Raw genomic sequence first — 12,289 nt, 5'->3', positions numbered from 1 at the left:
GGCTTTCGAGGCGCTCGTGTACCGCGGAGCGGTCAGGCGGCATTCGACCCGAACTCAGGCACGGCGTCTTGAAGTACCGAGCGGATGGTCTTGCGGTCGTCCCTCTGGATTGCGTCGTCCAGCGCCACCAGCCATTTGCGCAACGTCGACATCGGAGGCTGGTTCGGCTTGGCCGCCATCATCCCATCGACGCCGATCTCAATGGTCGGCTCTTCGCTTGCAAACAATATCTCGTTCAGCCGTTCTCCGGGACGCATGCCGCTAAATACCACCTCGATATCAACACCGGGCTGCAGGCCTGACAGACGGATCATTCGCTCGGCGAGATCTACGATCTTGACCGGCTGCCCCATGTTCAGGACATAGACCGACACATCCGGCCGCGCAGGCGTCATTGCATGCGTCGCCGCAGTGATTACGAGATCGCAGGCCTCGCGGATCGTCATGAAATAACGGACCATGTCGGGATGGGTCACTGTGATCGGTCCGCCGGCTTCGATTTGCGCCTTGAATTTAGGCACCACCGATCCATTGGACGCCAGCACATTGCCGAACCGCACCGAGATCAGCCGCATATGCGGCTCGCCCTTTGCCTCGGTCATCAGGTCATAGTCCAGCGCCTGACAATACATCTCGGCGAACCGCTTGGTCAGGCCCAGCATCGACACCGGCTCGATCGCCTTGTCGGTCGAGATCATCACCATCGCGTTCGCGCCCGCAGCATGCGCGGCGTCGGCCACGTTCACCGACCCGAAGATGTTGGTCTTGACCCCTTCGCTCCAATCGCGCTCCAGGATCGGCACATGCTTGAGCGCCGCGGCATGGAACACGATGTCGGGCTTGAACTCGCTCATCAGCCGCGTGATGCGCTCGCGATCCCGGATATCGGCGATCCGGCCCTCGATCTCGGGACCGGAGTCGCGCGCGGACAGCGCCTCGGTGACCGCATAGAGCGCCGGCTCCGAGTTCTCCACGACCAGGAGGCGCGCCGCGCCGAAGGTCGCGACCCTGTCGCAGATTTCCGCGCCGATCGAGCCGCCGCCGCCGGTCACAATGACCGACTTGCCCCTCACCAGCGTCTCGAGCCGCGCGTAGTCGATCTTCTGGCTCGGGCGCAGCAGCAGATCCTCGACGGCGACGTTGGTCAGTCGCGGCGCGTCGCCGCCCTCCAGCGACGGCAGGCGACTGACCATCAGACCGAGCCGCTTGGCGCGCATCAGCACGCCTTCCGGATGCGCTTCGGGCTCAAACGCCGACGGGGTCATGACGACGCGCTTGATCGGCCGCTGGCGGGTCTCGAAATCCCTGATCACGGCCTCGATGTCGTCGACGCCGCCGACCACGGGAATGTTGCGAATCATCTGGCCGCGATCCGCGTTCGACGGCGAGAGCACGCCGACCGGCCAGAGCCGCTTGATGGCGCCATTCTCGATGCCGCGCAGCACGACCTCCGCGTCGGCCGTACGTCCGACCAGCAGGGCCGGCGCGGCATTGTCCGATCGGGCATGCAGGCGCGTGCGTGAATAACGGAAATAGCGATAGCCGAGGCGCAGCGCGCTTAACGCGAATACCTCAAGGAAAAAGAAGAGGATGATGGTAATCCGGCCGAGGAACACTGGCGCCTGCGAACTCGATCCGGCAAAGAAGTATACGTAGTCCAGCACTACGAGCGCCAAGGTCAGCACCGCTGCGACCCGCAGTATATTGACCGCGTCTGGTAACGAGGTGAACCGCCATTTCGCGGTAGTCAGATTGCAGAAGTAGCTGACCGCAACACTGAACAGCACGAACCATGGCAGAATGTGCCACAAATGAGGTTGTCGATCAGAAAGCTGACTGCCCTCAAAACGTAGATAAAAGCTCGCGAGCAACGCAAACGCCGTCGCCACCGCGTCATGGACCAAGATCAGGAAGTTGCGCAAAGTGAACCGTGAAAGGCGCATCATGTAATGGGAATTTGCCGGTAATTAGGGGTTCGGGATGAGAGTAGGCTGCTGATAGCGCATCTGTGGAGCGCATGCCAGCGATCATGGGCGGATTGGAGGTTCAGGTTCCACATTGCCCCGGATCGGTCCCTTCAACACCATGCCGCCGGCAACCCCGACGCCCAGCACATACATCCAGCCTTCGTGAAAGTCGAAAATGTGTGAATTAAACAACGAAGTAAAGATATTCTGGACGACGACGAGAAGCCCGATCCAGTTGACGAGACCGTCGCCGCGGAACAGCAAAAGGTGCAGAAGCCACATCGCGTACAGTATCGCCACACCCACAATGCCCCACTGCACGGCGACGTTCAACGTTTGATTGTGTGGGTTTCCGATCACTTCGCCGGAAGCCTGGGTCGCACCGCCCTTCGCGACGCGCTCGAACAGGCCCCGCGTCGCTCCGGTGCCATGGCCGATGACCGGGGCCTCGGCAAAAAAGCCGAGCGACTTGCGCCAGAACTCGAGCCGCAAGCCGAGCGACGTGGGCTCGTTGCGCTCCATGTAGAGCTTGTAATCGCGCTCGAATGACTCCGCCGTCGAGCGCAATTGCGGCGAGCCGTACCACGCCACTATGGCTAACGCGGCGGCCGCGCAAAGGATCAGGACGATGCTGCGCCAGCGCAGATGGAGCAGCGCAAACACCGCGAACATAATCGGAACCGTCACCAATGCAGTGCGCGACACCACCACCATCGCCATGTTGGCGAACAGGCTGAGCGCAATCGCGATCAGCAACATGGCCGGCAGGATGCGTTTGGCCCGCAGCAGCATCACGATCGGATAGGCCAGCGCGACCGCGCATAACGTGAATTCCTGGCTCTGGTCGATGTAGTTCTTGACGAAGACTCCCTGCTCGCCAGGCGCGGGCGCCCTCAGCGCGAGGTGCGGATAGGCAAGCACCAGCCAGGACATCAGCATCAGCAGCGTGCAGGAGACGAGGAAAGCGACAAACACCCAGGTCCCGCGGGCCGAGCGCTGGAAATGATAGAGCAGGACCGGAAGCACGAGGAGCTTTGCGGTCGGCCCGACCGCGTAGAATCGCGCGCCCCAGGCCGCGTCCGACCAGAGCGTGCCGACAAGCGCGAGGCAAAACAACGCCACCGGCGCCAGGCAGATCGGCCGCTTCAGCAGCGCCCAGAATGCCTTCAGATCGACCGTCGGCGCAATCGCGATCAGCAGCACCACACCGAAGATGCCGACCAGCGAGGTCGACCACGGCAGCGACAGCGCAATCAGGACCGCGACCACATCGGTCGCGGTCTGCCAGCGCGCCGGATCGCGCCAGGCCGGACACGCCGCGGCGCCTGCCGGGGTTGCCATGCTTGCGCTCACGCCTTGCCCTCACGGGCCCGCGCAACCAGCGACGTCGTGCTGTGGCCGGGCAGGATCTCGACCAGCACCACCTCGCCGCCGGCGGCTTCGACGATCTCGTGGCCGACCACCTGCTCGCGGGTATAGTCGCCGCCCTTGACAAGCACGCTCGGCCGCACCTGCGTGATCAGATTGATCGGCGTGTCCTCCTCGAAGATCGCGACGAGGTCGACGGCTTCCAGCGCCGCCAGCACCTCGGCACGGGCGCGCTCGTCCTGCACCGGACGTCCCTCGCCCTTCAGCCGCTTCACCGAAGCGTCGCTGTTCAGCCCGACGACCAGGCGGTCGCAGGCGCCGCGCGCGGCGGTCAGCACCTTGACGTGGCCGGGATGCAGGATGTCGAAGCAGCCATTGGTAAAGCCGATGCGCAGATCCTGCCGGCGCCACTCCTCGAGATGTGCATCGATGTCGCCGCCGGCCGGGACGATCTTCTCCTCGGCCGCCAGCGAAGCGTGCGGCAGGATTCTTCGGCGCAATTCGGCGGACTTGACGATCGCGGTACCGGTCTTGCCGACCGCAACCGCCGCCGCCGCGCTCGCGATCCGCAGCGCGCCTTCCCAATCGGCGCCACCCGCCAGCGCCAGCGCCAGCGCCGCGGCAACGGTATCGCCGGCGCCGGACACGTCGCGCACCTTGACCGGCAGCGCCGGCACATGGATCGACTCGCCGCCCCGCGTCACCAGCGTCATGCCGCGCTCGCCCTGCGTCACCAGCATCGCCTCGCAATCCGCGAGGTACATCGCATCGGGCGCGGCCTGCGCGATGCTGTCCTGGCTATCGGCGCGGCTGCGGGTCGCCTCGGCGAATTCCTTGCGGTTCGGCGTCAGCATGGTCGCACCGCGATAGATCGCGAGATTGGCGCTCTTGGGGTCGACGATCACGCGCTTTTGCGCCTGGCGCGCCGCGTCGATCACGTTGCGGATCACGCGCGCGGTGAGCACGCCCTTGGCGTAGTCCGACAGCAGCACGATGTCGGCCCGCGCAAGACGCGGCAGGATCGCGTCGATCAGCTGCTGCTCGGTGGCCGGCGCGGCTGGCGCGGCGAGTTCCCAGTCGGAGCGCAGCATGTGGGTCGAGAATTGCTCGGAGACGAAGCGCACCTTGCGCGTGGTCGGACGCGCGGCGTCGCGCACCAGCACGGCCTCGATAGCGGCCTCCTTCGCCAGCGCCTCGGCCAACACCGCGCCGGCGGCGTCCTCGCCGATCAGGCCGACGAAGATGCAGCGCCCGCCAAGCGCGGCGATGTTGCGCGCAACGTTGCCGGCACCGCCGATATTGGTCTCGCTGCGCCTGACCGCGATCACCGGCGCCGGCGCCTCCGGCGAGATTCGCGACACCTCGCCATAGACGAACTCGTCGAGCATGAGGTCGCCGACGCAGAGCACGGTCTGGCCGGACATTGCACGCGAGATCGCTTCAAAATCGAACATCAGTCACCGTCATCCGCACTAGCGATAGCGATCCGCGCGATCGAGAAAGCCCGTCACATAGGCCCCGACTGCGTCTTCCAGGCGGGTGAAACCGCCATTGTATCCGGCGCGCCCGAGACGATCGACGACGCTCTGGGTGAAGTACTGGTAGCTGCCCCGAATCTGCTCGGGCATGTCGACATACTGGATGTTCGGCTCCAGCCCGAGCGCGCCATAGGCCGAGACGATCAGGTCCTTGAAGCTGCGCGCCTTGCCGGTACCGACATTGAACAGCCCGGAGACACGCGGCGTCGCGATCAGCCACATCATCACCCGCACGACGTCGTCGACATAGATGAAGTCGCGGCGTTGATCGCCGTCGGCGATGCCCTCGCGATGCGACTTGAACAGCTGCACGACACGGCCCGCCTTGATGTCGTCGAAGCGGCGCGCCAGCACGCTCATCATCGGACCCTTGTGATATTCATTGGGGCCGAACACGTTGAAGAATTTCAGCCCGGCCCATTGCGGCGGCAGACGCTCGCTCTTCGCCACGCGCTCGGCGACCGCAAGGTCGAACAGGTTCTTGCTCCAGCCGTACAGGTTCATCGGCCGCAGCCGCTTCAGCGCCTCGACCGACGCGTCGTCGTCAAACCCCCGTTCGCCGTCGCCATAGGTCGCGGCCGAGGAGGCATAGATGAACGGCGTGGCATTCGCCGTGCACCAGTCGAGCAGCCGCATCGAGAGGCGGAAATTGGTCTCGATCACGAGATCGCCGTCGGTTGCCGTGGTCTCGGAGATGGCGCCGAGATGGATCACGGCGGTGAGCCGCCGCCCCTTCAGCCAGTCGCCAAGCTCGGCCGGCGGAACGACATCGGCAAGCTGGCGCTTGGCCAGGTTCCGCCACTTGCCGTCCTGTCCAAGCACGTCACAGACCGCGACGTCGCTGTGCCCGGCGTCGTTCAACGCGGCCACGACGTTCGATCCGATAAAACCGGCGCCCCCGGTTACCAGAAACATGATGAAATCCCGCCAGATTCCTTTGCAGCCGTCAGCTTTGCCCCACTCCCGCGTCGCAGGCAACGACGGCTTTACCTCTCATCGCGAACCGGTTACCGACTTGGCCGCGCCCGACTGGCCCTGGCCCATTTAGAAATGAATATTGATTCAATATCTGATATCGAAACACAGGACACCGAGGATACCAGACCTATCCTCGTCGTGCCCTATGTTTGGATCGGCGATTTCGTGCGCGGCCACACCGTGGTCAGGGTGCTCCGCAAGCGCTGGCCGAACCGGCCGATCGACCTTCTGACATCCCGGCTTTGCGCCCCTTTGGTCGATTATATGCCCGATGTTCGCGCCGGGATCGTGTTCGACCTGCCGCGCAGCCGGCTGGCGCTGGCCCAGCAGCAGGCCCTCGCGGCCGAGCTTCGCAGCCGGAACTACGCCACCGCGCTGGTGCTGCCGCGGACCTGGAAGGCCGCTCTCGCGCCGGCGCTGGCGGGCATCCCGGAACGGGTCGGCTTCTTTGGCGAGGTGCGGTTCGGCCTCATCAACGCGATGCGATGGGGCGAAAAGCGGCAGCCGCGCTTCATCGACAAGAACGCGATCCTGGCGCTGCCTGACGGCGCCGCCCGCCCGCCGGAATGGCCGGTGCCGCAGCTCCGGGTTCCCGCGGACGACATCGAACGCTGGCGGCAGGCCAACGGCCTCGGCCGTGGGCCCGCCATCGCGCTCGGACCCGGCTCGGTCGGCGTCTCGAAACGCTGGACCTATTATCCGGAGGCCGCGCGGCAGTTCGCCGAACATGGCTTCGACGTCTGGGTGGTCGGCGGCCCCGGCGAGAAGGCGCTGGCGCAGGAGATCACGGCAGCCGGCGGCGCGCGGGTCCGCGACCTCACCGGCACCGACCTGCGCAACGGCATCCTTGCGATGGCCGCGGCCAGCGTCGCTGTGACCAACGACTCCGGGCTGATGCACATCGCCGCCGCAATCGGCACGCCGACCATGGGCATCTTCGGCCCGACCGATCCTTATCTCTGGGCGCCCCTCAACGGCCTCGCCGCGACGGTGCTGCAGACCAGGAGCAAGTTGTCGTGCCAGCCGTGCCAGCGCACGGTCTGCACCATGAACGACCATCGCTGCATGCGCGACATCTTCCCCGAAGAGGTCGTGGAGATTGCGCAGCGCGTGCTGGCTCAAGTCAGCGCGCGATAGACCTTGGCGATCGCGCCCGCTTCCGCATCGAGGCTGAACTTATCCACAACTCGTTGGCGCGCCCGCGCGCTCATCGCCGCGGCCGATGCCGGATCGCGCATCAACGGCTCCAGCGCGGCCACCAGCGCGTCGGCGTTGCCGGGCGACGTCAGCACGCCGGTGACGCCGTCCTCGACCACGAACTCGGCAGCGCCCGCGCGCGCCGCCACCAGCGCCGCGCCCGCCGACATCGCCTCGATCAGGGTCAGGCCGAAACCTTCATTGCGCGAGGTGAAGGCGTAGATCGTCAGCCGCTGGTACCAGCGCACGACATCCTCGATCGGCAGTTCGCCCGTGATGATGATGCGCGATTGCAGGCCGGCGGCCTCGATCTTCCGCTTCAGCTCGTTGGCAAAGGCCAACTGCTCCGGCACCACGGCGCCGACGATGACCGCGGTGAAATCGGGATAGCGCGGCAGCAGCCTGCACATCGCCTCGACGAACACGTCGCTGCCCTTCTGCGCGCGCACCCGCCCGAAGCAGCCGATCGCATAGCGCCCCGGCAGTCCGCTCTCGGCGAAGGCGCTCGCGCGATCGGCGGGCGGCGCATAACGATCCGTGTCGACGCCGTGCATCACCACTGTCGCGTCGCGCTTCAGATAGGAGGCCGACAGCGGACTGGTCGCGATGATCGCATCCATGTTGCGGATCAGCCAGCGCGTCAGCCAGGTGTGATGGCGCTGCGCCGCCGAGGTGAAGATCAGTTTCAGCGGCCAGCCAAGCGCGCGCAACACGAGCCCGGCAATCATCTCGTCGTTGCGCCGCGCATGCCAGATCACGGGCCGCGCCCGCCGCCACAGGTGCAGGAGATCGGCAAATCCGATCGCGTCGATGCCGTCGGGCCGATGCGAGCCGAGCCAGCCTGCGCGAAGCATCTTTGCAAGTTTCGGCGCGACCATGCGGTTGGTCGCGGTGACACCCGAATAACGTCGGTGCAGATTGGGCACGATGAGCTCGAGCTCGCCGGCAGGTGTGTTCTCGATCGGCACGCAAGTCTCCGTTTCGTGCCAGTTCCTATACGCAACATTAAGCATAGTGGCCAGTTCGGCCGCGGCGAAACCCCCTCTTCACCGCACTCCCGCTAGCATCGTCAATTAAAGAATATTGGGAGAGCTCCATCCATGACCGTGCTCGTGACCGGCGGCGCCGGCTATATCGGAAGTCACATGGTTCATGCGCTGGTCGATGCCGGCGAGAGCGTCGTCGTGATCGACAACCTTTCCACCGGCTTCTCCGCGTTCCTGCCCGAAGGCGTGCCGCTGTTCATCGGCGACGCCGGCGACGAGAACCTCGTCGAAGGCGTGATCGCCCAGCACGGCATCGACAGCATCATCCATTTCGCGGGCTCCGTCGTGGTGCCGGACTCGATGCGCGATCCGCTCGGCTACTACCGCAACAACACCATGACGACGCGCAGCCTGCTCAACGCGGCGGTCAAGGGCGGCGTCAGCCGTTTCATCTTCTCCTCGACCGCGGCCGTCTACGGCAACCCGGACCAGGTGCCGGTGCCGGAGATCGCACCGACCCGTCCGCTGTCGCCCTACGGCTCGTCGAAGCTGATGACCGAGATCATGCTGCACGATGTCGCATCCGCTCATGGCATGAGCTACGTCGTGCTGCGCTACTTCAACGTCGCCGGCGCCGACCCGAAGGGCCGCGTCGGCCTTGCCACCATCGGCGCCACCCATCTGCTCAAGATCGCAGTCGAGGCCGCAACCGGCCAGCGCGCCAAGATCGACGTGTTCGGCACCGACTATCCGACCCAGGACGGCAGCTGCATCAGGGACTTCATCCATGTCAGCGACCTCGTCGAGGCGCATCGCTCGGCGTTGTCCTATCTGTGTGCCGGCGGGCAATCGGTGACGCTGAATTGCGGTTATGGCCGCGGCTATTCCGTGCTCGAAACCATCGAGGCGGTGCGCCGGGTCTCGATGCGCAATTTCGCGGTCGCCTACGCCGCGCGGCGGCCCGGCGACATCATGACCATGGTGGCCGATACGACAAGGATCCGCTCGCTGCTCGACTGGACCCCGCATTACGACGATCTCGAGACCATCGCGAGCCACGCACTGGCCTGGGAGGAGAAGCTGTTCCGGGAGCGCGCGGGCTCCGCGCGACAGGCGGAATCGGCCTAAAAAACAAACCGTTATCAAGCAGTTATTGTGCTTGAAAAAGCCCCGCCAAGCGGGCAAGGAGGTCCCGCAACCCTGACGGCCGGCGCTGCCCGCCGTCAATGGAACGCGGATGGCCCAGTTTCCAAAGAAAATTACCGACGATCCCTATGGCGCGGCGATCCTGATTCGCCGCCTGGTCACGGAACAAGGGATTACCTATTGGCGGCGCTATCTGACGGCGTTCGCCCTGATGGCCGTTGCGGCCGGCTCGACGGCCGGCGCCACCTACGTGCTCGGCCAGGTGATCAACCAAGCCTATGTCGACAAGAACATCCCCGGCATCGCGATGTTCGCCGGGATCACGGTGGTGCTGCTGTTCATCAAGGGCGTGGCGACCTACGGCCACATGGTGATCCTGAACAAGATCTCCAACGCCATCCTCGCCAGCAACCAGCGGCAGCTCTTCGCCAAGCTGATGAGCGAGAGCATCGGCTTCTTCTCGCAGCGGCACTCGTCGGAATTCCTGGCGCGGCTGACCGCCGGCGCCAAGTCGATCACCGACGTGCTCAACATGCTGGTCAATGCGATCGGCCGCGACTTCCTGATGCTGGTCAGCATGGTCGCCGTCATGGTCTGGCAGGACCCGCTGATGTCGTTCATCGGGCTCGTGGCGGTGCCGCCGGCGATGCTGATGCTGCGCAGGCTGGTGAAGCGGATCAAGGGGCTCGCCTACAACCAGTTCACCGGCACCGCCGACATCATGGAGACGATGCAGGAATCGCTGCAGGGCATCCGCACCGTGAAGGCGTTCACGCTGGAAGGCACCATGCAGCAGCGGATCGACGAGCACATCGCAACCGTCGAGACCAATGCCAACAAGATGGCGCGCGTCGCCAACCGTTCCAATCCGCTGATGGAAATGCTCGGCGGCTTCGCGGTCGCCGGCTGCCTGATGTATGGCGGCTACAGCGTGGTGGCGCTCGGCTCCACGCCGGGCCAGTTCTTCACGTTCCTGACCGCGTTCCTGATGGCGACCGAGCCGGCCAAGCGGCTGGCGCGACTCAACATTGACCTCAACAGCCAGCTGGTCGGCGCGCGGATGCTGCTCGAGGTGGTCGACAGCCCGGCGAGCGAACAGATCGATGACGACAAGCCGGCGCTGAAACTCTCCGACGCGCGGATCGAGCTGCGCGACGTCAGCTTCGCCTATCGGCCGGGCGAACCGGTGCTGAACCGCATGAGCTTCGTCGCCGAGCCCGGCAAGGTGACCGCGCTGGTCGGCCCCTCCGGCGGCGGCAAATCGACCGTGCTGGCCTTGCTGCTGCGCTTCTACGAGACGCGCGATGGCGACATCCTGATCGACGGACAGTCGATCTCGTCGGTGTCGCGCAAGTCGCTGCGGCAGCAGACCGCCTATGTCGGGCAGGACGTCTATCTGTTCCGCGATACCATCCGTGCCAACATCGCCTTCGGCAAGCAGGGCGCCACCGAGCAGGAGATCGTCGACGCCGCCAAAGCCGCCTGCGCGCACGACTTCATCATGAGCTTCCCGCTCGGCTATGACACGCCGGTCGGCGAGCACGGCACCCAGCTGTCCGGCGGGCAGCGCCAGCGGATCGCGGTCGCCCGCGCGCTGATCAAGAACGCGCCGATCATCCTGCTCGACGAGGCCACCGCCGCGCTCGACTCGGAGTCCGAGAAGCAGGTGCAGGAAGCGATCGAGCATCTCTGCCAGTGCCGCACCACGATCGTGATCGCGCACCGCCTGCACACCATCATGCACGCCGATGCGATCCTGGTGGTTGAGGGCGGCGAGATCGTCGAGCGCGGACGGCACGAGGAATTGCTGCGCCGCGGCGGCCGCTACGCCTCGTTCTTCCGCCTGCAGCACCACCACGACCCGTCACCGCTCGCGCTGGCACCGATCAGCGCCACCGGCTAGGTCCCTCTCATCCCTTCGGGGCAATGCCTGCGCGGAGCACGCGCAGCACGTTGCCGCCCATGACCTTGCGGATGTCGTCCTCCGAGAACCCGCGCGACATCAGCGCCTGGGTCACGGCGACGATCTCGCTGGCATCGAAGCCCGTCGTGGTCGAGCCGTCGAAATCCGAGCCGAGGCCGACATGGTCGATCCCGACCAGGTCGCGGACATGGGCAATCGCCCGCGCCACATTGTTCGGATCGAGCGAGCAGACCGCGCCTTGCCAGAAACCGATGCCGACCACGCCGCCGGTCCGCGCGACACCCCGGACTTCGTCATCGGTGAGGTTGCGGTTGACCTTGCAGGTCGCCTGAACGCCGCCATGGCTTGAGACCACGGGGCGCGTCGCCGTCGCCAGCACCTCGGCGACCGCCGCGTGGCTCGCATGCGCGAGGTCGACGATCATGCCCATCGCCTCCATCCGCTGCACCACCTGCCGGCCGAGCGGCGTCAGGCCGCCCTTTGCGACGCCGTGCATCGAGCCTGCGACATCATTGTCGAAGAAGTGCGCGAGGCCGGCCATTCTGAATCCGGCGGCGTAGAGCACGTCGAGATTGGCGATATTGCCCTCGATGTCCTGCAAGCCCTCGATCGAGAGCATGCCGCCAACCACCGTCGCGCCGCCCTTGCGGTCGGCGAGCAGGCGATCGAGGTCGGCCGGCGTCGTAATCAGGCGCAGCCGCCCAGCGGACTGCTCGGCGAAGCTCCGCAGTTTCTCGGCATGCCACAGCGAGCGCTGCAGCAACGAGAACCATGTCCGCGGCGGCTGCAGATCGATGATGGCCAGATTCGTGATGGTGTCGGTGTCGGCGCCGTTGGCCTCATAGTTCTGGCCCTTGGGCGACTTGGTGACCGACGAGAACACCTGCAGCGCGTAGTGCCCTTCGATCAGGCGCGGCAGATCGATATGGCCGCGATCGGATCGCGCGATCAGGTCACGCTTCCACAACAGGCTGTCCGCATGCATGTCCGCCACGTCGAGCGTCGCCTGCAAGGCCATTGCGGCGGGCGTGATATCCAGCGCAACGCGCTGGACCCTGTTCTGCGCCCGGTCGATCCGCTCCGGGGCAACCACGAAAAACCGGACGGCGGCGACGATCAGGACCACAACGATCAGCACCAGGCCGATCGAAAGCCATTTCCTCATGGGCACCACCGCCTTTGTCG

9 protein-coding genes are annotated in these 12,289 nt (G+C 65.5%); 3 read left to right on the top strand and 6 right to left on the bottom strand.

Features of this window, described 5'->3' with window-relative positions:
* Positions 1–32: 32 nt before the first annotated feature.
* The 4 genes from AC1VNY_RS35055 to rfaD form a co-directional block, all read right to left on the bottom strand.
* Positions 33–1,946, bottom strand: coding sequence for a nucleoside-diphosphate sugar epimerase/dehydratase (locus AC1VNY_RS35055; protein ID WP_026193028.1), 1,914 nt, complete (start codon positions 1,944–1,946; stop codon positions 33–35).
* An 81-nt stretch (positions 1,947–2,027) separates the two neighbouring features.
* On the bottom strand, positions 2,028–3,308 hold the full coding sequence (locus AC1VNY_RS35050) for an O-antigen ligase family protein (protein ID WP_018272623.1): 1,281 nt from the start codon (positions 3,306–3,308) through the stop codon (positions 2,028–2,030).
* Positions 3,309–3,316: 8 nt separating this feature from the next.
* Complete coding sequence (rfaE1, locus tag AC1VNY_RS35045) at positions 3,317–4,789, bottom strand: D-glycero-beta-D-manno-heptose-7-phosphate kinase (RefSeq protein WP_018272624.1); 1,473 nt, start codon at positions 4,787–4,789, stop codon at positions 3,317–3,319.
* Positions 4,790–4,807: 18 nt separating this feature from the next.
* Positions 4,808–5,788: an ADP-glyceromanno-heptose 6-epimerase gene (rfaD, locus tag AC1VNY_RS35040; protein WP_482408598.1), complete on the bottom strand. Its 981-nt coding sequence runs from the start codon at positions 5,786–5,788 to the stop codon at positions 4,808–4,810.
* A gap of 135 nt (positions 5,789–5,923) precedes the next feature.
* Between rfaD and waaF the strand changes: the two genes are divergently transcribed.
* The gene (waaF, locus tag AC1VNY_RS35035) at positions 5,924–6,988 is read left to right on the top strand and encodes a lipopolysaccharide heptosyltransferase II (RefSeq protein WP_018272626.1); all 1,065 of its coding nucleotides are present in this window, start codon (positions 5,924–5,926) and stop codon (positions 6,986–6,988) included.
* Here the strand turns inward: waaF and AC1VNY_RS35030 are convergent.
* Complete coding sequence (locus AC1VNY_RS35030; RefSeq protein ID WP_026193029.1) at positions 6,970–8,010, bottom strand: glycosyltransferase family 4 protein; 1,041 nt, start codon at positions 8,008–8,010, stop codon at positions 6,970–6,972. The genes waaF and AC1VNY_RS35030 overlap by 19 nt on opposite strands.
* 138 nt (positions 8,011–8,148) lie before the next feature.
* Between AC1VNY_RS35030 and galE the strand changes: the two genes are divergently transcribed.
* Positions 8,149–9,162 (top strand): UDP-glucose 4-epimerase GalE, encoded by a 1,014-nt coding sequence (gene galE, locus AC1VNY_RS35025; protein WP_018272628.1) that lies wholly within the window; start codon positions 8,149–8,151, stop codon positions 9,160–9,162.
* A gap of 109 nt (positions 9,163–9,271) precedes the next feature.
* Positions 9,272–11,083 carry an ABC transporter ATP-binding protein gene (locus AC1VNY_RS35020; RefSeq protein WP_018272629.1) on the top strand — a complete coding sequence of 604 codons (1,812 nt, stop codon included), beginning with the start codon at positions 9,272–9,274 and terminating at the stop codon, positions 11,081–11,083.
* Positions 11,084–11,090: 7 nt separating this feature from the next.
* On the opposite strand, the gene AC1VNY_RS35015 is transcribed toward AC1VNY_RS35020, so the two are convergent.
* Positions 11,091–12,269, bottom strand: a complete 1,179-nt coding sequence (locus tag AC1VNY_RS35015; RefSeq protein WP_482408597.1) for a dipeptidase — start codon at positions 12,267–12,269, stop codon at positions 11,091–11,093.
* Between the last annotated feature and the right edge of the window lie 20 nt (positions 12,270–12,289).

It is taken from the genome of Bradyrhizobium ferriligni (genome assembly GCF_056837965.1).
The sequence above is the reverse complement of the archived record's forward strand: the minus strand, read 5'-3'. Positions and strand labels throughout refer to the sequence as shown.

Excerpts from the sequence above, each read along its gene's own strand:
- AC1VNY_RS35055 (WP_026193028.1), bottom strand. The coding sequence starts at position 1,946 with ATGATGCGCCTTTCACGGTTCACTTTGCGCAACTTCCTGATCTTGGTC.
- AC1VNY_RS35020 (WP_018272629.1), top strand. The coding sequence starts at position 9,272 with ATGGCCCAGTTTCCAAAGAAAATTACCGACGATCCCTATGGCGCGGCG.
- rfaE1 (WP_018272624.1), bottom strand. The coding sequence starts at position 4,789 with ATGTTCGATTTTGAAGCGATCTCGCGTGCAATGTCCGGCCAGACCGTG.
- AC1VNY_RS35015 (WP_482408597.1), bottom strand. The coding sequence starts at position 12,269 with ATGAGGAAATGGCTTTCGATCGGCCTGGTGCTGATCGTTGTGGTCCTG.
- galE (WP_018272628.1), top strand. The coding sequence starts at position 8,149 with ATGACCGTGCTCGTGACCGGCGGCGCCGGCTATATCGGAAGTCACATG.
- AC1VNY_RS35050 (WP_018272623.1), bottom strand. The coding sequence starts at position 3,308 with ATGGCAACCCCGGCAGGCGCCGCGGCGTGTCCGGCCTGGCGCGATCCG.
- waaF (WP_018272626.1), top strand. The coding sequence starts at position 5,924 with ATGAATATTGATTCAATATCTGATATCGAAACACAGGACACCGAGGAT.
- rfaD (WP_482408598.1), bottom strand. The coding sequence starts at position 5,788 with ATGTTTCTGGTAACCGGGGGCGCCGGTTTTATCGGATCGAACGTCGTG.